Annotated in this window: 23 protein-coding genes and 2 pseudogenes; 18 read left to right on the top strand and 7 right to left on the bottom strand. The window is 49.2% G+C overall.

The window, feature by feature from the left end:
- Positions 1–223 precede the first annotated feature (223 nt).
- From RS881_RS36455 to RS881_RS36435, 5 genes are all read right to left on the bottom strand, one after another.
- Positions 224–1,042, bottom strand: coding sequence for a tetratricopeptide repeat protein (locus RS881_RS36455; protein WP_315815265.1), 819 nt, complete (start codon positions 1,040–1,042; stop codon positions 224–226).
- 19 nt (positions 1,043–1,061) lie between these two features.
- Positions 1,062–1,253, bottom strand: coding sequence for a hypothetical protein (locus RS881_RS36450; RefSeq protein WP_315815264.1), 192 nt, complete (start codon positions 1,251–1,253; stop codon positions 1,062–1,064).
- Positions 1,216–1,548, bottom strand: coding sequence for a hypothetical protein (locus RS881_RS36445; protein ID WP_315815263.1), 333 nt, complete (start codon positions 1,546–1,548; stop codon positions 1,216–1,218). The genes RS881_RS36450 and RS881_RS36445 overlap by 38 nt, the downstream gene beginning before the upstream one ends.
- Entirely contained in the window at positions 1,509–1,736 is a 228-nt protein-coding gene (locus RS881_RS36440) for a hypothetical protein (RefSeq protein WP_315815262.1), read from the bottom strand. Before RS881_RS36440 ends, RS881_RS36445 begins: the two co-directional genes overlap by 40 nt.
- 216 nt (positions 1,737–1,952) lie before the next feature.
- Positions 1,953–3,146: a sialidase family protein gene (locus tag RS881_RS36435; RefSeq protein WP_315815261.1), complete on the bottom strand. Its 1,194-nt coding sequence runs from the start codon at positions 3,144–3,146 to the stop codon at positions 1,953–1,955.
- Between the two features lie 428 nt (positions 3,147–3,574).
- Here RS881_RS36435 and RS881_RS36430 point away from each other — a divergent pair, with 428 nt between their 5' ends.
- Positions 3,575–3,697: a hypothetical protein gene (locus RS881_RS36430; protein ID WP_315815260.1), complete on the top strand. Its 123-nt coding sequence runs from the start codon at positions 3,575–3,577 to the stop codon at positions 3,695–3,697.
- Between the two features lie 66 nt (positions 3,698–3,763).
- Here the strand turns inward: RS881_RS36430 and RS881_RS36425 are convergent, their stop codons facing one another.
- Entirely contained in the window at positions 3,764–4,180 is a 417-nt protein-coding gene (locus RS881_RS36425) for a FadR/GntR family transcriptional regulator (RefSeq protein WP_315815259.1), read from the bottom strand.
- Positions 4,181–4,298: 118 nt separating this feature from the next.
- Positions 4,299–4,457, bottom strand: a complete 159-nt coding sequence (locus RS881_RS36420) for a GntR family transcriptional regulator (protein WP_315815258.1) — start codon at positions 4,455–4,457, stop codon at positions 4,299–4,301.
- 245 nt (positions 4,458–4,702) lie between these two features.
- Between RS881_RS36420 and RS881_RS36415 the strand changes: the two genes are divergently transcribed.
- From RS881_RS36415 to RS881_RS36335, 17 genes and pseudogenes are all read left to right on the top strand, one after another.
- The gene (locus RS881_RS36415) at positions 4,703–6,574 is read left to right on the top strand and encodes a TonB-dependent receptor plug domain-containing protein (protein ID WP_315815257.1); all 1,872 of its coding nucleotides are present in this window, start codon (positions 4,703–4,705) and stop codon (positions 6,572–6,574) included.
- Positions 6,575–6,597: 23 nt separating this feature from the next.
- Positions 6,598–8,052 (top strand): annotated as a pseudogene (locus tag RS881_RS36410) (TonB-dependent receptor domain-containing protein); the annotation flags it as partial.
- 147 nt (positions 8,053–8,199) lie between these two features.
- Entirely contained in the window at positions 8,200–9,477 is a 1,278-nt protein-coding gene (locus RS881_RS36405) for a RagB/SusD family nutrient uptake outer membrane protein (protein WP_315815256.1), read from the top strand.
- Positions 9,471–9,527: pseudogene (locus tag RS881_RS60400) on the top strand (hypothetical protein); the annotation flags it as partial. The gene RS881_RS36405 and the pseudogene RS881_RS60400, both read left to right, overlap by 7 nt.
- A 173-nt stretch (positions 9,528–9,700) precedes the next feature.
- Positions 9,701–10,063 (top strand): carboxypeptidase-like regulatory domain-containing protein, encoded by a 363-nt coding sequence (locus tag RS881_RS36395; protein ID WP_315815255.1) that lies wholly within the window; start codon positions 9,701–9,703, stop codon positions 10,061–10,063.
- A 60-nt stretch (positions 10,064–10,123) separates the two neighbouring features.
- The gene (locus RS881_RS36390; protein WP_315815254.1) at positions 10,124–11,296 is read left to right on the top strand and encodes a TonB-dependent receptor plug domain-containing protein; all 1,173 of its coding nucleotides are present in this window, start codon (positions 10,124–10,126) and stop codon (positions 11,294–11,296) included.
- On the top strand, positions 11,275–12,792 hold the full coding sequence (locus RS881_RS36385; protein ID WP_315815253.1) for a SusC/RagA family TonB-linked outer membrane protein: 1,518 nt from the start codon (positions 11,275–11,277) through the stop codon (positions 12,790–12,792). The genes RS881_RS36390 and RS881_RS36385 overlap by 22 nt, the downstream gene beginning before the upstream one ends.
- A 179-nt stretch (positions 12,793–12,971) precedes the next feature.
- Positions 12,972–13,475, top strand: coding sequence for a hypothetical protein (locus RS881_RS36380; protein ID WP_315815252.1), 504 nt, complete (start codon positions 12,972–12,974; stop codon positions 13,473–13,475).
- Positions 13,441–14,817 carry a RagB/SusD family nutrient uptake outer membrane protein gene (locus RS881_RS36375; RefSeq protein ID WP_315815251.1) on the top strand — a complete coding sequence of 459 codons (1,377 nt, stop codon included), beginning with the start codon at positions 13,441–13,443 and terminating at the stop codon, positions 14,815–14,817. The genes RS881_RS36380 and RS881_RS36375 overlap by 35 nt, the downstream gene beginning before the upstream one ends.
- Before the next feature lie 210 nt (positions 14,818–15,027).
- On the top strand, positions 15,028–15,996 hold the full coding sequence (locus RS881_RS36370; protein WP_315815250.1) for a BNR-repeat neuraminidase N-terminal domain-containing protein: 969 nt from the start codon (positions 15,028–15,030) through the stop codon (positions 15,994–15,996).
- The gene (locus RS881_RS36365) at positions 15,993–16,658 is read left to right on the top strand and encodes a sialidase family protein (RefSeq protein WP_315815249.1); all 666 of its coding nucleotides are present in this window, start codon (positions 15,993–15,995) and stop codon (positions 16,656–16,658) included. The genes RS881_RS36370 and RS881_RS36365 overlap by 4 nt, the downstream gene beginning before the upstream one ends.
- Before the next feature lie 96 nt (positions 16,659–16,754).
- Positions 16,755–17,246: a dihydrodipicolinate synthase family protein gene (locus tag RS881_RS36360; protein WP_315815248.1), complete on the top strand. Its 492-nt coding sequence runs from the start codon at positions 16,755–16,757 to the stop codon at positions 17,244–17,246.
- Positions 17,135–17,734 carry a dihydrodipicolinate synthase family protein gene (locus RS881_RS36355; RefSeq protein ID WP_315815247.1) on the top strand — a complete coding sequence of 200 codons (600 nt, stop codon included), beginning with the start codon at positions 17,135–17,137 and terminating at the stop codon, positions 17,732–17,734. Before RS881_RS36360 ends, RS881_RS36355 begins: the two co-directional genes overlap by 112 nt.
- A gap of 135 nt (positions 17,735–17,869) precedes the next feature.
- Positions 17,870–18,904: a sialidase family protein gene (locus RS881_RS36350; protein ID WP_315815246.1), complete on the top strand. Its 1,035-nt coding sequence runs from the start codon at positions 17,870–17,872 to the stop codon at positions 18,902–18,904.
- Positions 18,905–19,187: 283 nt separating this feature from the next.
- On the top strand, positions 19,188–20,135 hold the full coding sequence (locus RS881_RS36345; protein ID WP_315815245.1) for a dihydrodipicolinate synthase family protein: 948 nt from the start codon (positions 19,188–19,190) through the stop codon (positions 20,133–20,135).
- 533 nt (positions 20,136–20,668) lie between these two features.
- Positions 20,669–21,025, top strand: a complete 357-nt coding sequence (locus tag RS881_RS36340) for an IS110 family transposase (protein ID WP_315814531.1) — start codon at positions 20,669–20,671, stop codon at positions 21,023–21,025.
- A complete protein-coding gene (locus RS881_RS36335; protein ID WP_315814532.1) occupies positions 20,995–21,417 on the top strand; it encodes a transposase in 423 nt (140 codons plus the stop codon). The genes RS881_RS36340 and RS881_RS36335 overlap by 31 nt, the downstream gene beginning before the upstream one ends.
- The last annotated feature ends 76 nt before the right edge of the window (positions 21,418–21,493 follow it).

The raw sequence follows: 21,493 nt of genomic DNA, 5'->3' as shown, positions 1-21,493 counted from the left end.
AACGGGTGCCTGCGGACAAATCAGTTGTAGTAAAGCGCGTAGCCCGCGGCTCATAGCTCATGGCTTGCGATTCTTTATTTTCAACCACTGTTGCCGGCCAAAGACCAGGAACAGGAGCCAGGCAAACAGCGTGGCCACCAGGTTGGTAGGGTCGGGGTGGTGGTTGACCGACATCATATCATTGAGCTGGCTATTGTAATATACCTGCAGGGGGCTCCGGGTTTCAGTACCGCATATTCTTCTTCTTCAATGGGGATGGTCTTTTCTTTTTGTCATATAATACCGTGGCTTCATAGGTAAAGAACCAATTGCTGCGTTTGGATACCGATCGGCGGCTGGTGCTTAGTACGGCTACAGTTTCCTCCCGGCTGCCGGTTTTTAACCGGCTATGGTAGCGGTAATATTGCCAGGTATTATACGTGAGGTAGCCAACGCCGGTGAGCAGCAGGGCGATGAAAATAAGACTGCCCGGCAGGCGGAGCCATGATAAGCCGGTGAGGGTTGCCAGCAGGCCCGTCAACAGCAAAGTGAATACCCCGCTAAGCACGATACAGGCCAACAGCCATTTACTGCCATCATTCCACCTATTGATAATGGTAAACCGGATAAGGCGCGATTGGTTGCTATAGTCTTTGAAAGCGCTGAACGAGCGGGGTTGCCGGAAAGCCCCTAACCCGGTATGATAGAACAACTCTACCCGGTCGCCCGTATTGAGCCAGGTAGTATCCTGGTGATAACGAAGCGTATACGGTTTGTTTTGAAAAGTAAAAGTAATGTAAGCCACATTGGTAAACTGGTCTTTCCACGATTGGTATGCCCGGCTTACCTGGTCGGCCCGGACAGTTACCCGCTGGCCTTCCGTACTGATGCGGTCGTAAGTTTGTTGGTCCACGTATTGCTGCCACGACCACCAGGCCACCAGGCCAATCAAAGCGGTGATCACCAGCATAACAATAAACCCTGCCACCACGCCCAACCGTTTAAAGAAAGAGGGAGCCATCTTGCGAAGTTGGGGGAATGAGGCAATGTTGAAATCACTCAAATGTGTGAGTGGGGGATCCTTATTTCAGCACATCAAAATCCACTACCCGGCGCAGGTATTTTTTATCCTGTATCACCCAGGTATATTCATTGCCTTTGAAGGCAGTATTCAGGATATAGATATAAAAGGAGCGGCCATCATTGGATAAGAAAACGCCATTACGCGTTTTGGAACTACCATCTGTATCCTGGTAAAAAAAAAGCAGGTTCATACAGGTCAAAAAAGGCTGTGGGTGGAATGGCTACTGTATCCTTGCCAACCATAACCGTAATGGATTCAATAGTAGTGCGGGGCATTTCACCATAATTGCCATAATAGGGTTTGCCATCAATTTTAACCACATGCTTTTCTTCCAGCATGATCTTGTGTTTGGAGGGGTCAAATACACCCGTTTTGATGGTTACCTGGATGTCTCCATTGGACCAGGTCATATAATTATTGCCATAAGATTTTACAGGTACCGACTTCAGGGGCAGTTTGGTAATGCTTTCATCAATACCCGCCATGAGGAAGGAGGCCAGATCGGCCCGGATATCTTTTGTGACACCTTCACAAAATTGTCTTTCTTATTGCGAAAATCCCGGAACTCATCGTCCTGGGCCAGGCAAAAAGTGCTGCAAAGAAGTAGTATGGGCAAAATGATACGCATAAACTGGAGTTGGAATGAATCACGAATGTAATACCCGTTCATCATACCAGCAAGATGCGTGTTATTGTGTGCGTTTACAAGGATTTTGTGTTAAAAAAGCGGAAGATACATCTGGGAGAGAAAGCTACGAGCTGCGAGCTTTGAGCTGCGAGCCACGAGCTAATACCCGAATGCTTCGAAGCAAACGGCTCAAAGCTCGCAGCTCAAAGCTCGTAGCTTGTATTGGCTCACAGCTCGCAGCTAGTAGCTCACAGCTGGTTGTTACGGTTCCGTCACCCCATTCAATATCCAGGGCAGGTTGAATTTATGGAACTCGATCGAGCGATGACTCGTGGCATTATTGCTCACATCTTCATTGATCTCGATCAGGGCGGCCACGGCAAAGTCGGCCGTTTTGGCCATGCTGGAATAACCACCCTTGCCCTGGTCGCAGGTTTCCTCATCTGTGAGCCAGTCGTGTGTTCTGCGACTGATGGGCCAGGTAGCTCCTTCATCATAACTGATGCGGATGCGCATTTTGCACCTTCTTTCTGTACTGGCCGGGTTGAGGAACATAATACGGCTGGGTTCGCCCGTATACCGCAATACCGATCCTTCGCAACGGGGGTCCAATAGCGTATTGTGCGGGGCAAAAGCGCTCCAGCCTGTTTCGATCCTGCCCGTAGAGATCCACCGTCTTTTGGCTGTTTCAAATTGAGCGCTGCCGGGCCGGTCATTGCGCTGTAGCCTGCCGTCGATCAGTTCAATGATCGTGGGTTCGCCCGATCCATTGGGCACCAGCTGGTACTGCCAGGTGGCGCCATGATCATCACTGTAAATATTACGCCGGTTGGCGGGGATAATAAGCCTGCCTGGGTGGTCAACGCTCGTTTGTAAGCCCACGCCGGGGCCCATGGCATCCCAGACAAAGCCGGGCGGCAGCAGGGAGCTCGTCTTGTCCACCGGCGTAGCCCAGCTCACGCCGTCATTCTCACTCCATGACACATACACTTTCCGGTCGCCCCAGGTGTCGATCGGGTCATAGCCGTCCGTGCCACCCTGGTTGACCGTGCCCGAGTTCCACGACATCCAGAGCCAAATCCACCCCGTATTGCGGTCTACTACCGCGGTAGGATTACCCCAGGTACCGGGGCCCACCCCTACCACTTCGCCCAGGGCGCTCCAACTGGTGCCATTGTCGGTAGAGCGTTTAAACACCAGGTTGATATTGCCATAATCTTTGTTGTCACTCATGCGGCCTTCCGCAAAAGCGATGAGTGTGCCCGCATTGGTGCGCACGATCGAAGGGATGCGGTAAGAGTGATACCCTTCCGAGCCGCCATTGAACAATACCGTGGTGTTGTGATAAGGCGCTACTGCTGCAGCGGCCACCGCATTGGTGGCAACATCCTCTGCGGAAGGCGTAGCCGGTTCGGCGGGATTTACATGCCGGGTACAGGAGAGTACACCAGCCATCAATAATAGTAGAAGCGAAGGGGATAACCTCCCCGATAGGAACGTTTTTTCATAGACCAGCTCGTTTTAGTGATTATATGTTGTTATGTAATACATATTAAATATAGCACTTCTCCCCGATATTCCCAAAAGAGCCATGCCCGGGGGATTGGGTGTTGAACAGCGGGTTGGGAATGCTATGCCCCGGGGGCAATCCGGCCGGGCAGGGGATGCATGGAGTATTCAGGTGGTATGGCCTGCCTATTCACTACGTATTGCACTGGCTCTCTAGTGTAGTAGGCAATGTTTAGTGAGTGCCAGTGCAATTCCGGGGCAATGTGCAGGCCTGTAATCCAGCACCCGCCTGCATTTCAGCTGCTATAAGTCTGGAGTTTTTAGTGCAATAGGGGCAGTTTGTTTAAAAAGATCCATTCAATGCCAATTGAAAATTGAACAAAGCTTTATGGGAGAGCCGTAAAACAGGGCTATTGCAGGAAGCGGGGGAGTATGACGGCCATGAAGTAGCCAGCCCTTCCGGGGCATATCCCGGAGAGGCCTGGGATTGCCCTTAGTCCAGCCAGCTACCAGGTAAGCCGGCAGTAAACTTTAAAGTAAACCGTAAGTAAAGTGAAATGGCCTTATAAGTGCTCCAGGTGAGGCAGCAAGTGTTGTCGCATGGCATTGGGAAATTCCTCCGGTTTGTCGCCATGGAGGATGCGTACCAGGTCGGCATGCGTAACCGAGCCAACGGAAGTATGTTCTAATTTGGATTCATATTCCACCACGTATTCAAAAACCGGCATGAGGATCGTCTGAAAACGCTTTAGCGTCTCATTACCGGCCATTTCGTAGAGGGTGGAGTGGAAGTCTACCTCGCAGCGGATGCGCTCAATAGAAGTGCTCGCACGGCGCTCACGATCGACGATAGCATCCAGCTGTTGCAGGTGTTCCCTGGTTTTGCGGCGGAAGAGCAGGTCGCCCAGGCCTATCTCCAGCACGATGCGCAGTTCAAACAACTCCTTGCGCACGTTCATATCCAGCATGTTAGGATGCAAAATGCGCTCCAGGCCCTTCATCACATCAGGCTGGGTGAGGATCATGCCGCGCTTTTGCGCGACTCGATCATGCCCAGCATCCGCAACCGGCTCAGCGCCTCCCGTACCACATTCCGGCTCACCCCAGGGCTTCGGCAATCTCCATTTCCTTCGGAATGGCATCACCCGGCCGGATGGAACGCTTGATGATATAATCCCGTAACTGGGTCTCCACCTGGTCGGCCATGGTGAGGGAGGCGATAGGCTTCAGTTTAAATAGTTCCTGCTCGGTCTTCATAACGGCAAATGTAGTGAATGGTGTTGATATGTAATACTTAATAAGGGGTTTTGTTCCGGAAAGCAGCGTCAGGCACCCCTGGATGGTATTCCTTGATTTCTCCTCTTTTTTTATATAAATACCTATTTATCAAATAGCTAACCATCGAATTAAATTTTACCCAAAAACTTGGCTGGATACAGGAGTTCCCTATATTTGTGATATGTAGTACATAATAATCTACTCACAAGCTAACGCAAGCCATTATGAAAAAATTGATCACCTGCCTCACACTGGGCTGCTGGTTACTCCTCTCTTTAGGTGCTGCTGCACAGGATACGGAACTGGTCATTACGGGTACTGTTACCAGATCAGGTACTTCCGAAAAGCTGCCCCACGTGACGGTTTCGTTAAAAGGCAGCTCCCGGGCTACGGCTACGGATGCCAACGGACAATATTCCTTAAAAGTAAATGATCCCCGGGGCATATTGGTATTTAGCTCTGTGGGCCTGGGAGAAAAAGAAACCCCCATTAATGGGCGCAGCCGGATTGATATGGCGCTCGAAACGGGTAATACCACCCTCACGGATATTGTAGTGGTAGGGTATGCCCAACAATCCCGTACCAAGATCACCGCGGCGGTATCAAAGCTCAATCCCGAAGAACTGAAAAACACGGCCAATCCCAATCCCTTGCAAGCCATGCAGGGGAAAATAGCCGGCGTATCCATTCCCATTGCTACCGGACAACCAGGCGGCGGAGCCAACAATATCATTATCCGGGGCGGTACCAAACTCAATGCTTATGGCAGCGGCCTGGGCAATGCCAATGGCAGCGCCCTGGGGGCGTCTGATGGCACCAGTCCATTGGTCATCATTGATGGGGTATTCAGATCGCTCAATGACATCAACCCCGATAATATTGAATCCCTCCAGGTGATGAAAGATGCTGCCAGTACCGCCGTATATGGTGCGCAAGGCGCCAATGGTGTTATTGTGGTGAAAACAAAGGGCGGCAAGTTCAATAGCAAAATGGGCCTTACACTTAATCACCGCACTACCTGGGAAACACCCGCGCGGGAATACAAATACCTCAACGCCGATCAATACCTGCCACTGGCACGTACCACGGTGAAGAATACCTTTGATGGCCTCGATAAGAACAACCTGCTCAATAACGGCGGCTTTTCAGCCGGTACACGGGTATATACGGCCAAAGGGCAGTATGGCAATAGCATCAACCTCACAGCGCTGTATGATAATATTGTGGCCATTGAAGGACAAGCTTATGTAGACAGGCTACTGGCCAATGGGTATAAGACGATGGACGATCCCATCAATCCCGGTACCAGGCTACTGTATGCCGATAACCACTACCAGGATATGATCTGGGTAACAGGGCTTACCAATAACACCAACGTATCTATTGACGGTGGCAGCGAAAAAGCCAGTTACAATATGAGCGCCGGTTATACCGACCAGGCCGGTAGTTTTGTAGGTACCCGCTACCGGCGTTATGATGTGCTGGGCAATTTCAGTTTCAAGGCAACGGAGAATTTCCGCATCGATGCCATGATCAACTACCAGAACGTACTGCCCAATTTTGTGGATGCTTACCAGAATGAACTGGTGCGGGGCACACGCATCACGCCCCTGATCCGCATTTATAAAGATGATGGCAACCCCACACCGGGCGAACTATATACGGTGCGCAACCGCTTCCATACCCTGAAGTATGATGATTTCCGCGTCAATACCGAAAGATTGATTGGCCGGGTAGCAGGCGACCTCACGATTATTAAAGGACTGCACTGGAAACCGGCTTTCTCCTACATCATACAGGATTACCGCGAACTGTTCATGCGCAAGGGTACACCCTCCAATGAAATACAACCTGCTACCCAACGGCAAAAAAATGAATACACGGATAATATGCGCGACCTGATGACAGATCAGATCCTGCAATATGATTTCAATATCCAGGGCGATCACCAGTTCATGGTACTGGGTGGTTTCAACTTTCGCAAGGTGACCAATAGCATTATCAGCATTGGTTCGCAACGCGCCAATAATGATTATATCTATACCATTGTAGAACCGGCAACAACGGTGATCGGTGGGGTGGTGACTTCAATGTAACCAATTTTGCGACCACCCTCAGGGAACAACGCTCTGTTAGCTTCTTTAGCCAGTTGGCCTATGATTTTAACAATAAGTATTTGTTTGGTGCCTCCCTGCGCTATGATGGATTCTCCAACTTTGCGCCGGGCAACCGGTATGCCACCTTCCCCTCCCTGTCGGCAGGTTGGAATATCCACAAAGAAAATTTCTGGAAAGTAAAACCGGTTAGCTCCCTGAAACTGAGGGCCAGTTGGGGTACCAGCGGTTTAAGTGGCCTGGACCTTACGGATACCTATGGTGGCTATAGCGCCACGCAATATGCCGTGGGATCAGGTATCCTGCGCACCAACCTTAGCAACCCCAACCTGGTATGGGAAAGTACAGAAACCACCGACCTGGCCCTGGATGCAGGTTTTCTCAATGACCGTATTAATTTCTCGATTGATCTTTATAATAAGCTCACCAAAGACAGACTGGCTTCCAAACCCCTGCCATCCGAAGCGCCCTTCCCTTCTATTACCTATAACAATGGGGTGTTGCAAAATAAAGGTGTAGAGATTGAATTGGGTGGTACGGTGATCAGGACGGCCTCATTTACCTGGAAGGCCAGCCTGTCCTTTGCCTATAATAAAACAGTGGTAAAAGAACTACCCAATAATGGCCGGGCTAAGAACCGCCAGGGTGGAGATATTGTATACGATCCTGCTTCCAAACAAAATATAGAAGCTGGTGGTTTTGCCGAAGGCGAACGTCCCTATGGCCTCTGGGCGTATAAAGTGCTGGGTGTATTTGCTACTGAAGCCGAGGCTACTGCATGGAATGCTACTACCAAAGATAACCTGGCCTCACCCTCTGGTATAGCTGTTAAAAAACATGCCGGCGATTTCAACTTTGCCGACATCAATGGCGATGGTGTAATTGATAGCAAGGACCAGGTATTTATGGGCTACCGCACCCCCGATAAGATTGGTGGTATGCAAAATACCTTCAGCTATAAAGGCATCTCCCTGCGGGTAGCAGTTGACTATGCCCTGGGCCACCTCATCAGTAATGGCGCCCTGGCCCGTTCACTGGGTACAGGCCGGGCCTTTAATGAAGGCGCACCTTCCGAAGCACTGGGGCCCGATATCTGGCAAAAAGAAGGCGATGCCGGTAAGCAATATGCCCGCTTTTCTTTTGCTGATTTCGACTTTGGCCAACGCAACTACCTGCGCGGCGCTACACTGGGTGTTAATCAATCCTACAGTTCTGATGTATCGGTCATGATCGAAAAAGGTGATTTCCTGGCTTTCCGCGAGCTATCTCTTTCTTATGATGTGCCCAGGACCATCCTGAAGAAAATACGCGCTACCAATATGAATGTATTTGCCAGCGTATTCAACCTGGGTTATATCACGAAATACAAAGGACTCAACCCCGAAAGCTATGCCGGTTTCGATCCGGGTGGTTACCCCAGGCCCCGGCAGTTTTCGCTGGGAGCGACGGTGAGGTTTTAAGAAGACCGGAAGACCGGAAGACCGGAAGACCGGAAGACTGGAAGACCGGAAGACTGGAAGACTGGAAGACTGGAAGACCGGAAGACTGGAAGACGGAAAGTCCTGAAAAAGGCAGGAGCTATACATTCAAAAAGAAATAACGAGCATATGAAAAATATTATAACAATAACTATCCTGACCATTGGCTTGCTGGCACTGGCGGGTTGTGATAAACTGCTGGAGGTTGATCCCCAGTCGACCATTACAGAAGAAAGCTATTGGCAAAATGAGGCGGACTTCGAGCCTTATGTTACCGGTATCTACACCTATATGCGCAGCTTTGCCAATAATATTACCTATGGCACCGAGCGGAGTGAGGAACTGGTATCGGCCCTCAACTCCCGTTTTGGGGTAGCCTGGGCGCAAACTATTTCGCCCTCCTCGGGTGCCATCAATTACAACGACTGGTACAAAGCCATTGGCCATTGCAACCTGTTGCTGGAAAAAATAAAAGGGTTTGATTTTGCTTCCAACCCGGATACACGCAAACGCATCCTTGCTGAAACCTATAGCCTGCGTGCCTATTTCTATTTCCACCTTACCCGTATTATTGGCGATGCACCGTTGATGCTGCAAGCCGTGGTCAACGAAAATGTACCCCTGTTGCCACGCTCCAAAGCAGTGGAGGTGATTAAGCAGGTAAGAAGCGATATTGATTCCGCCATTAACCTGTTCAGCAGCATGAGCAGTTTCAATGTAAAGACCTATCCCTCCAAATACCGTTTTGCCTATGGATCAGTACAGGCGCTGAAAGCAGATGTATGCTTGTGGAGTGGTAAGGTATTGGTTGGCGGTAATGCCGCTTACAATGATGCCATTACGGCCATCAATGAAGTGGAAGCATCGGGTATAACACTCAATGCTGATTTTAAAAATGTAACCGGTATCCGGGCAGGTACCAATACCGAAGCGGTGCTGGCCGCCTATTTTCTACGTGATGAAAGCGGAACCAATTATGCCTTGAATGCCTTGCCCTACCTGTTGGGCGTGCAAGGGGCCTTGAACCTCGACAGCCTGCCTTATGTAGCGGCAGTTGGTAATGGCCAGGGGGCTTACCAGATCAGCCCCAAATCAAGGGCGCTGTTTGATGCTTTTCCCAATGACAAACGCCGGCCCTATACCTGGATCACTGAAAGGCAGGCATCGGGCCCTAAAATATCCTGGATCACCAAATACCCCGGCACCAAATATCCCGACGACCGGATACCGGATAACGATATTATCATTTACCGCCTGGCAGATATTTTCCTGCTGAAAGCCGAAGCGTATGCGGCACTGGACAATACCTCACAAGCCATTATTTATTTAAACAAAGTAAGGGCGCGTACCGGCAATGGCGATTATACAGGTGCTACGGATAAAGGCACCGTAGAAAAGAGATACTGAATGAAAGAGGCCGGGAACTGTTCTTTGAAAACAAACGCTGGTACGACCTGATACGTTTTCACAAAGGCGGCACCATCGATGTATATACCTATGTGCCCAACCTGGTGGGTAAAACAACGCCTTTATTCTGGCCATTGAATACCACCGTACTGGCCAATAATAATAAACTGCTTCAAACGGATGGGTACTAACCCGCCACCCCTAACCTACATAACTGACCGCTATGACCTACAAAACAATTGCTTATTACACCTTGTTCCTGGCCCTGCTGGTGGTGTGCAGTGTACCTGCTACAGGCCAGGACCGTATTCTACAGGTAACCGGTAAGGTTACCGATGAGCTGGACCGCACGTTGCCGGGCGCCAGCATAAAAATTGCCGGCACTAAAATTATGGCCATTACGGGGAATGATGGTGCGTATCGTATTATGGTAAGTCCATTGGATTCATTGGAATTTTCCTTCACCGGTTATAAAACCGAGGTCTTTGCCGTACGCAACCGGGTAGACCTCAGTGTGCGGCTGACGCCGGTAGCCGGCGGCCTCAATGAAGTAACCGTGATTGGTTATGGACAACAGAAAAAGTAAGCGTGATCGGCGCCCAATCGACCGTAACACCGGAAGACCTGAAGTTGCCTGCACGCGATATTGCCGGTATGCTGGCCGGCCGTATTTCGGGTATCATCACCACCTCGAGGGGGCGGACCCGGTCAGGACAACGCAGGGGTACTTGTCAGAGGGGTCGCTACTTTTGGCACCAGCACCCGCACGCCCCTGATCATTATTGATGGGGTACCCGACCGGAGTTTCAATGATGTAGACCCGGAGGATATCCAAAATTTCACGGTATTGAAAGATGCCGCTTCTACGGCTGTGTATGGTACACGGGGCGCCAATGGCGTAATCCTCATCAATACCAAACGTGGCGTAGCAGGTAAACCTGCCATCAATGTAGAGGTCAACCAGGGTTTCACCCAGTTTGTACAGGTACCCAAATTATTGGATGCGCCTACCTGGATGGAAACCTACAATGAAGCCCTTAAAACAAGGGGCCGCGATCCTTTCTATTCGGATGAAAGAATTGCCCTGCACCGCAATGGTACCGATCCCGATCTGTATCCCAATACAGATTGGTACAAAGAACTGTTCCGGGATGTTGGACTTACCCAACGGGCCAATGTAAACATCAGCGGCGGATCGGAAAAAGCCAATTACTATATTTCTGCCGGATACTATAACGAAACAGGGTTATTGAAAACACAGCCTGAAAGGAGTTATGATACCAAGACCTATTACCGCCGTTATAACTTCACCGCCAATATTGGAGTAAGTGTAACCAATACCACCAAGCTCGATCTGGGCATTGCCACCATCATCGACCAGCGCAATGGGCCTTATGATGGTTCCAATAACCCACAGAACGGCGCCTTTGAACAATCCCTCCGGGTGCCTTCACATATTATTCCGGCCAGGTATTCCAATGGTCAATGGTCTTCTACGCCTGATGGGCGAAGCAGTCCCGCCCGTATCATCTTTGGTATTGGTGCAGGCAATGAATACTCTGCCACCCTGCGCCCCAATATCCGTGTAAAGCAGGAGTTGAGCGCCCTCACCAGGGGTTTGTCTATCTCGGGCCTGTTCTCCTTCGATGTATATACCGATGCGCTGGTGGCTACTACCCATGCTTCGCCTACCTTCTATGCCGAAGGGCGCGATGCCAATGGCAAACTGATCACCCGGCAGGTGAATACCAGCAATGATATCCTTTCTTTGCTTCGGCCCGTACCTCCACCCGCCGTATGTATACCGAAGCCTCGCTAAACTATGCCCGCACCTTTGGTAAACATGAAGTGGGTGGTTTGTTCCTTTTCAACCAGTCGGAATATGTAGATGGTAATGCTACTACCTTCACCACGGCAGTGCCTTTCCGCAACAGGGGTTTAACAGGCCGCGCTACGTACGGATACGATAGCCGCTATTTTGGAGAAGTGAACTTTGGTTATACCGGTTCTGAAAATTTTAGCCCCGGTAAACGTTTCGGTTTCTTCCCTTCCTTTGGTGTGGGCTGGCTGGTATCGAATGAAAAATTCTTTGAACCCGTAGCGGATGTACTCAATTACTTCAAATTACGATATAGCTATGGTTTGACCGGTAATGGTGGATTTGCCACCCGTTTCCTGTACCTGAGCCAATTGAGCAAGGCGAGCAACGTATACCAGTTTGGTACGCCTACCTCATTATCACCCAGCTATGGGGGATATTCAGAATCACAGATCGCTACAGACCCGTCCTGGGAAACCTCTTACCGGCATAACCTGGGTGTAGAAATGAATTTCCTGAACAATGGATTGAAGATGGTGCTGGAACTCTTCCGTGAAATGCGCAAGAATATCTTACGCGCCGATCAAACGATTCCTTTAACATCGGGCTTTGGTGGCGTGAACCCTACGCGCAATATCGGCATCGTACTCAACAAGGGTATTGATCTCACGCTTTCTTACAACAAAGCCTTCAGCAAATCACGCTGGATCAATATTACGGGAACGCTGACCTATAACAACAATATCAATTTGGCAGATGGCCAGTCCACACAACCTTATCCCTGGATGAAGTGGAAAGGAAAGGAGGTAGATTCCAAAGAATTATATACCAACCTGGGCTTGTTTCAAGACCAGAAAGACATTGACACTTCTGCTACACAGAGTGGCGATATCAGGCCCGGCGATATCAAATACAAAGACCTGAATGGTGATGGAGTGATCAATAATTTCGATGTATCGCGGGTGAATGTATCGGGCACACCCAAACTGATGTATGGTATCAACCTCTCCTTTGGCTATAAAGGTTTTGATATCGGCGCCTTTGTGCAGGGTACGGGCAAAGTATGGTTATTGTATGGTAGTGGCGATGGTACTTATCCATTCTCTACAGGCGCCAACAGTCCCAACCTCTATGCCATTATCCAGGACAGGTGGACGGAAGCCAATCCCAACCCCAATGCCTTTTATCCACGCCTCACCAGTAACCAGGACCCCAATTCCAATTTCCTGGTGAGTGACTGGTGGCTCAAGCGGGCCGATTTTATCCGCCTTAAGAGTGCAGAGTTTGGTTATACCCTTCCTGCAGGACGCGTAAAAAAACTGGGCATTAAGAACCTGCGGGTCTATGTGAATGGTACGAACCTGCTCACCATTTCCAAATGGAAACATTGGGACCCTGAGTTGAATGATACGGGCACCAGCTCTACAACTGTTACACGGGGCGGTTTTTATCCCAATATCAAAGCTTACAACTTTGGCGTGCGGGTTACTTTTTAAACAGGGTAAGGTGAGCCGCTCTGCAGCAACACAGGAGCTGCCCCACAGAGCGACCCACCTTAAACCCGGAATCCTGGGTAATGCCACCCTGAACTTGTTGAAGGGCTTTCAAAGGGTGGGTCGTCCTTCGGGGGCGGCTCACCCTGGTTCGGATTGATCACATTATAAAAGCTATTGCAATGAAAAAAACGAATACATATACAACTGTGGCGATTGGCCTGTTGTTGAGTGCTGCCACCCTGGTGCCCATGGGTTGCACGAAGGGTTACTTTGATGCGGTACCCAAAGACCTGGTAGATGTGAATGCTATCTTCAAGAATAAAACCGAAACGGAAAACTGGCTGGCAGGGATCTATGGCAAGATGCCGGACCCCTGGGGTACTGCGGCCAGCTCGGCCCGGTATTTTGCGGCCTGGAGTGAAGAGTTGGACCTCAACACACCTTCGGCCCAAGCCACCAATGCATTGAGTCCGGTAACAGCCGTGAATATCTGGACGGTCAATTACCAAGGTATACGCCTGGCCAATATTTTCATGGCCAATATAGAAAACCCCGCAAGTAATTTGCTGGATGAACCCAATGGCGCTGTCCTGGTGCAACAATACAAAGGGAAGCCCGTTTTTGCGCGCTTACTTTTACTGGACGCTCATGAAACTGTATGGTCCGGTAGTACTGGTAGGTGATAAAATAGGAGAGGTAGATGATAATTACCAGCAAGCCAGGAGTACCTGGACGGAATGCATTAATTATGTATTGTCTGAAATGGATGCGGCCAAAGAAATGGTGCCCGAAAGGCATGTGGTAGTGGCTACAGGCGCCGATGATCTGTCACAAACCGGCCGGATCACCAAACTGATCATTGAGGCCGTGAAATCGCAGATCACATTATATGATGCCAGTCCCCTGTTCAATGGCAATGCAGGCATGGCCAATTTCAAGAATAAAGACGGACAGGCCTTGATGAATACCAGTTATGATGCCACCAAATGGGCGAGGGCTGCCACGGCTGCCAAAGAAGCAATAGATCATGCCGCATCCCTGGGTAAAAAGATATTCAAGGTAACCAATGCGGATGCTTTTGTAGCGGCTTTCAATAGTACCCGCGACCTGCACCTGACGGGCTGGTCGGATGAAGGTATCTGGATACGGACGGTAACGGCCTATGCCCAATGGGAAATTGATGCGGCGCCCCGCGCTGCCAATGGCAGTACTACCAATTCCAACCTCACCCCGCCACAGGAAATGGTAGATCATTACCGGATGCTCAATGGTAAAAGGATCAATGAAACAGGCAGCGGATATTCCGAAACAGGGTTTACCAATAGCGCTAAGACCAATTATTATGTGGCAGGTACCTCTAATATGTATGTAAACCGGGAACCCCGTTTTTACAATACATTTACTTTTAATGGCTCCACGGTACCCTTTATTGCAAAAACAGGACAAACGCACGTACAGTTTTGGCCAGCGGGTAATTCGGGCAATGGTGGCGGTAGTGAAGTCAGGTATTCCCGTACGGGCTACCTGGTGCGCAAGAATACCAACCCGGCGCGTAACCTGTCCAATAATGCCGGCAACATTGTGCGCCCGGCCATGTACATCCGCCTGGGCGAACTGTACCTCAACTATGCCGAAGCTTTGAATGAATCGAATCCCGGTCATGCCGATATCCTGTTTTACCTCAATGCCATTCGCACCAGGGGCGGTATCCCTGCGCTATCGGGCAGTATTTCACAAGACGATATGCGTAAACATATACGACTGGAACGCTGTATTGAACTGGCCTATGAGGGGCACCGGTTCTATGATGTGCGCCGCTGGAAATCGGTCAATGATGCTGACGACCGGCAGGGTGGTGAGTTTACCGGCCTGAATGTATTGAATGGAGCGAGCTTGACAGATCCCGTTTTCTATACCCGGACAAGGGTTGCTACACGGGCCTGGGATGATCGTTTTTATTTATTCCCGCTGCCGCAAAGTGAACTGAACAGGAATACCAAGATGGTGCAGCCGCCGGGATATTAGTGAACATTGAAAATTTGCAAGAAGAGGTGACACCTTTCGTTCGCGTCGCAAGGGAAAGGTGTCACCTCTTCCTGGAAAGCCTTTGAACCGATAAATGCTCAACGCTCAATGTTCAGAAAGAATATAAAACAGATAATTAAACAATATGTCCGTGCTTAAGAAGATAAAGATCTATCCCCTGTTCCTTCAAACCACTGTAGCCATCATAATGTGCATGGCATTGCCGTGCATATTATTGGCTGCGGGACCAGGAGAGGAGTTGGTATTTACACAACAAAACTACCAGGTACCGGTACTGATAAAAAGAAAGACAATCCGGTGCTACGTATACTGGTTCATAATACCGGAACGAAGGAGTCTTTTACGGAAGGGTTTCGGTTGAACCTGCATGGTACTTCAAATCTACAAGATATCAAAAGGGTAAGACTGTATTACGCGGGTAGTGATTCATCCTTCACCAACCTGACCAATGTAGGCAAGATGAAGCTGTTGGACAGTATAGATCGTATGTCGGATATTATGTGGATAGGTAAGCTGCAGGAACTGAACAAGGGTTTCAATGTGTTCTGGGTATCCGTAGAGTTGAATGATAAAGCCGATCTTTTGCATAAGATATATATCCGGGCAATCTCATCCATGCAGGGGCATCAAAACCCCGTTGCAATACCCAATACAGTGTACAGTCCCTTGCGTATTGGCTATGCCCTGCGCCAGCACAATGAGGATGGGGTGCATACCTACCGTATTCCCGGACTGGCAACGGCCAAAGATGGTTCATTGCTGGCCATCTATGATGCCAGGCGTGAAAGTGCCCGCGACCTGCAAGGGAATATTGATATTGGCCTTAGTCGCAGCACAGATAAAGGCCGTACCTGGCAGCCCATGCAGATCGCTATGGACAGGGGCGCCTGGGGTGGATTACCGGAAAAATTCAATGGGGTATCCGATGCCTGTATCCTGGTAGATAAAAACACAGGCCATATTTTCATTGCGGGGCTGTGGATGCATGGGGTACTGAATGCCCAAGGCAAATGGATTGAAGGGCTTAACGAAGACAGCACGGCCTGGAATCACCAGTGGCGGGATAAAGGATCACAACCGGGCTTTGATGTGCAGCAAACTTCGCAGTTCCTGATCGTAAAAGTGAAGACCATGGTAAAACCTGGAGCCAGCCGGTGAACCTTACGCAACTATGTAAACAGGCCGATTGGTGGTTGTGGGCGCCCGCGCCAGGACAAGGCATCACACTCAAAGATGGCACGTTGGTATTTCCTACGCAGGGACGCGATAAAACCAGCAAGGCCTTTTCCAATATCACCTATAGCAAGGATGGCGGCACAACCTGGAAAACCAGTGAACGGGGTTCGGATTTATCCACCACCGAAAACATGGCCGTTGAATTAACAGATGGCAGCATTATGCTGAACATGCGTTCCAACAGGAACAGAACGGATACAGGAAGCACCAATGGCCGGGAAATAGCAGTGACCCATGACCTGGGCGTTACCTGGCAGGCGCATCCCTCATCACGTGGTGCCTTGATAGAGCCTACCTGTATGGCCAGCATCATCAGGCATGACTATACGGAGAATGGCAAGCTAAGATCGGTTTTGCTGTTTTCCAACCCCGATTCTAAAACCACCCGCCACCGCATGACGATCAAAGTGAGTTATGATGATGGGAAGACCTGGATAGATAGCAAAAAGATATTGTTGGATGAAGGAAAGAGCAGGGGATATTCCTGTTTAACCAGCATAGATAAAAATACCATTGGTATCCTGTATGAAAGCAGTATGGCGGATATGGTATTTCAGCAAGTGAGTTTGAAGGAGTTGTTATAATGATCTGACAGCCTGAGCCTGACGAAGGCGGTTTAGGTGGGTCGCTCTCCTGGAGCGGCTCACCCTGGTCTAAAGAAGCCTGACAAAAACAAAAGCATGCTTACAGCGAAAACATTGAAGGGAAACTGGGCCACTTTGCTATTGCCCATTAATAGTGATGATAGTATTGATTATGTGCGATTGGCAGAGGAGATTGATGATATGATCCGGGCTGTACCGGACGGTATTTATTCCAATGGTACAGCCGGTGAATTGCACAACCAAACAGAAGCCGAGTTTGACAAGGTGCAGGAAATAATGGCTGCTAAATGTGAGGCGGCGGCGGTACCCTTTCAAATAGGTGCCAATCATCCATCGCCATTGATATCCTTACAACGGATGCAAAGAACGGTAGCCTTGCAACCGGCCGCCTTCCAGGTGATCCTACCCGATTGGGTAAGTACCGGTGCGGGTGAGCAAGTTACTTTTTACAAAGGATGGCAGCAGCTGCGAATGGCATACCGCTGGTATTGTACAATCCGCCCCATGCGAAAACAGTCTTACTGCCGGCTGAATTGGGAAGGCTGCAGGAATTGGTGCCGCAATTGATTGGTATCAAAGTGGCGGGTGGCGATGGCTCCTGGTATGATGCCATGCGGATCTATGTCAATAGCTTATCCGTATTTGTGCCTGGGCATTTCCTGGCTACGGGCGTGCAGGCAGGCGTGGCTGCCGGCGCTTATTCCAATGTGGCTTGTATTAGTCCACAGGGAGCGCAGTGGTGGTGGCGTTTAATGCAGTCCGACCTGGCCAGTGCGCTGGACGTGCAACAACGCATCCTGCAATTTTTCGATACTTGTATTGTTCCTTATAAGAATGCCGGTTATTCCAATCCTGCTTTGGATAAATTCCTGGCAGCAGTAGGTGGCTGGGCCGATATTGGTACCCGCTTGCGCTGGCCTTATAAGTGGATACCGGAAGCAGAAGTGGCTGCAGCGAGGAAAGCGTGTAAACAATTGTTGCCGGAGTTCTTCGAGGGGCGGGTGGTAAGTGGCAAGGTGGATGAAAAACTGGTTGGCCATGCAGATGCCTACTAGCTATTAGATTGAACATTAGATATTAAACATGATACAAGTCGTACAGCTTTTTTATTACTGGTTTTGTCCGTGGTAGCAGGATGCAGAACGGGGCGGTCTGTACCAAAGGCCGGCAATGCTGAACCTGCAACTACCGTGGTATTTGAGCCTATTGCAGGTTCCTATGCTTCCATGCGTATTCCGGCGCTGGTGCTTACCAAACAAGGCAGTTTGCTGGCTTTTTGTGAAGGCAGGATCGGTACGGCCAGCGATTGGGCTGATATGGACATGCTGATGCGACGCAGTACCGATGGTGGCAAAAGCTGGGAGCCCATCCAGGTCATTGCTCCCCGGCAAGGCGGCATGCCTACCAGCAATGCCACGCCTATTGTGGATGCGGAGGGCAATATTCATTTGTTGTTCCAGCGCGGTTATGCCCATGCTTATTATACCAAATCAACGGATGATGGTAAAACCTGGGCCCCGGCTGTTGATATCACCTATGCCTTTGATGCCTTTAGACCGGAATACAACTGGCAGGTACTGGCGCCCGGTCCTGGTCATTCTATTCAATTGAAAAATGGGCGATTACTGGTGGCAGTATGGATCTGTGAACCAGCTAAACTATTACCACATAAAAGCCATTACCCTTCCCGCATCGCTACCATATATAGCGATGATTTGGGTAAAACCTGGAAGCGGGGCGAGATACTACCAGGTGGTGTAGTGAAAAACCCCAGTGAAACCATGGCAGTACAACTGGAAGACGGGCGGGTGATGCTGAATATCCGTCATTCGGGTGATAGCCATCGCCGGGGTGTGAGTTATAGCGCCGATGGTATTAGCGGATGGACAGCGCCGGTGCTGGATGATGAATTGTATGAACCAGTATGTATGGCTTCCATTATCCGGGTCTATGATAAAGGCAAACCTGCGCTGTTGTTTACCAATCCCGACACGCGGCATGCACCCAGGCCACCGCGTAAGAACCTGACAGCCAGGTTGAGTTATGATGAAGGCAAAACATGGAGTATTCAACAAGTGATCGATACTTCCTTTGCCGGTTATTCAGACCTGGCTGTTGACGATAAAGGAACGGTGTATTGCCTGTATGAAACGAATACGGTAGGGACAGGCTTTAATTATAGCCTGGTATTGAAGCGGTTTAGATTGGAGTGGATGAAGAGGTGAATGGGATTGTGAATTGAACATTGAGCCTTGAACATTGATGACGTTAATAAAGAATCAATGTCGTTTACATAGAGCGTCAACATTCAATGGGCATTCAGACACCTTTAGGGGTCGTGCTTTGTAGCAACAGGTTAAGAATTTGATCCGGTGCCGTAGGCGACGAACCCTGGGTGGTGCGCCTACAGCGCACAATACCCATTGATTACGTTTTCTACAAAGCGGGAGCCCCTAAAGAGGCTCGTAATACCCAGCAATAAAATCAAATAAGTTAAAATACAATAACATGATGAAAATTGAAGGATTGATCGCGGCGACGTTTGGAGCCTTTCATGAAGATGGATCATTAAACCTTAGTCCAATTCCCGACCTGGTGGACAAGTTAATCAAGGACGGCGTAGCCGGTGTATTTATTTGTGGCACCAATGGCGAAGGTCCCAACCTGACGATTGAAGAGCGTATGGCAGTAGCAGAAGCCTATGTAAAAGCGGTGAACAAGCGGGTGTTGGTATTGGTGCATGTAGGACATACTTCCATTGCCGAGTCGCGCAAGCTGGCAGCTCATGCCGCGCGTATTGGGGCGGATGCTATTTCGGCGGTGGCGGCATTTTACTTTAAGCCCGGCTCGGTACAGAACCTGGTGAACAGTATGGCGGAGATCGCTGCTGCGGCACCTTCCCTGCCTTTCTATTATTACCACGTGCCTGCCCTTACGGGTGTGGGCATGGATATGATCGATTTTCTGCGACTGGGTGAGGATGCCATTCCCAACCTGGCTGGTATTAAATATACCGCCGCTACTATTTTTGAATACCAGGCTTGTCTTAACTACAAGAACGGTAAATTCAATATCCTGTATGGCTATGATGAAATGCTGTTGAGTGCCTTGGCAGTAGGTGCAGGCGGCGCTATTGGCAGTACGTATACCTTTGCGGCGCCCTTGTATTTAAAAGTAATGGCCTTGTTCAGAGAAGGTAAACAGGAAGCAGCGCAACAATTGCAGTTGAAGCTGGTAGAGATGGTTCGTTGCCTGTTGAAGTTTTCGCCCATCCCGGCACAAAAAGCCATTACGGACATGCTGGGTTATTCACTGGGACCTTGCCGGCTGCCGCTGGTAAGTCTGACCCAACAGGAAGCCACTGCTTTGAAATTGTCTCTGCAGGAAGTGGGTTTCTTTGAAGAATTGGAAAAACATTATGCGGGCAGGAAGGGCACCAGTACGCCAACACACTAGGCTGGGCTGCATACTCATATCATACCTTTACCATAAAATGACAAGTAGTCGGAGCACCTTTTACTGCATACAAAAACGTCAAAAACGATTTAGGGCGCAAGGGATATCTCCGACTTCTATCTTCTTTCGAGCTTGAACAGTTCCCAAAAGGACAGGTTAAACTTGTCACTTAGCATCTATGAGTAAAAGCCAGGAAGACCGTCATTTCCATAGTTAATATCTAAAACAATGTTCTATGGCTAAGCTACTTAAGTATGCAATTGGCCTGGACATCGCCAAGGACAAGTTTGACGCATGTCTGGCCGTAATTGATGAGACGCAAAAGGTGACTATCAGGTCCAGCAAAGCAGGGATTTCCAACAGCCCCAAAGGTTTTGACGAGTTACTGCATTGGGTAAAAAGCATATTTCTACTCAGGCGCCCATCCTTTTTTGCATGGAAGCGACAGGGATTTATTATGAACAGCTTGTCTGGTTTCTATATCAAAAGAGCATCCCGTAAGTGTTCTGGTCCCTAATAAAGCCAGGCATTATATGCGTTCCCTCGGTATCAAATCAAAAGACGATAAAATAGATGCAAAAGGCCTGGCAATGATGGCAGCTCAACAAACACTGAAATTATGGGTGCCCTTCAGCAATCAGATTTATGAATTAAGACAACTTACCCGGTTCCATCAACAGCTTCAGGATACCAGAACCATGCTTCGCAATCAGTTGCAGACAATGACTTACGCCAGGACGGAAAACGACACCGTCACTTTGGGCTTCAGGACGCTCCTTGCAGAAGTCGAAGTACAAATTAAACAGGTAGCAGCTGCTATCGAAAAACACTTCGTCAGGATGCTGCCTTATGGGAAAAAGTGGAAGCTATTAACTCCATTAAAGGTGTAGGCCTGATCAGTATAGCTACTATTATTGCCGAGACCGATGGCTTTACTTTATTTCAAAACCAGGCGCAACTGGTAAGTTATTGTGGATACGATGTAGTCAAAAATCAATCAGGAAAAAGACAGGGGAACACAAAAATATCAAAAATTGGCAACAGCCGTATAAGACGAATCCTATTCATGCCGGCATTTAGCGTGGTGAGGTACAATATCAAACCATTTACTGATTTATATGTCAGGGTATATATGAGAACACTGGTAAAAATGAAAGCATATGTAGCAGTCCAGCGAAAGCTACTTATTCTCATTTATACAATATGGAAAAAGGGAGAATCATTTAATCAGGACATGCATCCGGAGATGGGGACTCGGTCGCTCTCTTTCCATAAGACATAAAAAAGTAGCTCTGGATAGACCAGAGCTACACTAGATGAACGCATCCGTCGAAATTCGACTTCGGCGCTCTCTTTCC

It is taken from the genome of Paraflavitalea speifideaquila, from assembly GCF_032395985.1.
Classification (GTDB): Bacteria; Bacteroidota; Bacteroidia; order Chitinophagales; family Chitinophagaceae; genus Paraflavitalea; species Paraflavitalea speifideaquila.
This window is presented reverse-complemented; position numbering and strand designations above follow the sequence as displayed.

Excerpts from the sequence above, each read along its gene's own strand:
- RS881_RS36450 (WP_315815264.1), bottom strand. The coding sequence starts at position 1,253 with ATGAACCTGCTTTTTTTTTACCAGGATACAGATGGTAGTTCCAAAACG.
- RS881_RS36445 (WP_315815263.1), bottom strand. The coding sequence starts at position 1,548 with ATGGCGGGTATTGATGAAAGCATTACCAAACTGCCCCTGAAGTCGGTA.
- RS881_RS36440 (WP_315815262.1), bottom strand. The coding sequence starts at position 1,736 with ATGATGAACGGGTATTACATTCGTGATTCATTCCAACTCCAGTTTATG.
- RS881_RS36435 (WP_315815261.1), bottom strand. The coding sequence starts at position 3,146 with ATGGCTGGTGTACTCTCCTGTACCCGGCATGTAAATCCCGCCGAACCG.
- RS881_RS36420 (WP_315815258.1), bottom strand. The coding sequence starts at position 4,457 with ATGAAGACCGAGCAGGAACTATTTAAACTGAAGCCTATCGCCTCCCTC.
- RS881_RS36415 (WP_315815257.1), top strand. The coding sequence starts at position 4,703 with ATGAAAAAATTGATCACCTGCCTCACACTGGGCTGCTGGTTACTCCTC.
- RS881_RS36405 (WP_315815256.1), top strand. The coding sequence starts at position 8,200 with ATGAAAAATATTATAACAATAACTATCCTGACCATTGGCTTGCTGGCA.
- RS881_RS36395 (WP_315815255.1), top strand. The coding sequence starts at position 9,701 with ATGACCTACAAAACAATTGCTTATTACACCTTGTTCCTGGCCCTGCTG.
- RS881_RS36385 (WP_315815253.1), top strand. The coding sequence starts at position 11,275 with ATGTATACCGAAGCCTCGCTAAACTATGCCCGCACCTTTGGTAAACAT.
- RS881_RS36380 (WP_315815252.1), top strand. The coding sequence starts at position 12,972 with ATGAAAAAAACGAATACATATACAACTGTGGCGATTGGCCTGTTGTTG.
- RS881_RS36375 (WP_315815251.1), top strand. The coding sequence starts at position 13,441 with ATGAAACTGTATGGTCCGGTAGTACTGGTAGGTGATAAAATAGGAGAG.
- RS881_RS36360 (WP_315815248.1), top strand. The coding sequence starts at position 16,755 with ATGCTTACAGCGAAAACATTGAAGGGAAACTGGGCCACTTTGCTATTG.
- RS881_RS36355 (WP_315815247.1), top strand. The coding sequence starts at position 17,135 with ATGGCAGCAGCTGCGAATGGCATACCGCTGGTATTGTACAATCCGCCC.
- RS881_RS36345 (WP_315815245.1), top strand. The coding sequence starts at position 19,188 with ATGATGAAAATTGAAGGATTGATCGCGGCGACGTTTGGAGCCTTTCAT.
- RS881_RS36340 (WP_315814531.1), top strand. The coding sequence starts at position 20,669 with ATGCGTTCCCTCGGTATCAAATCAAAAGACGATAAAATAGATGCAAAA.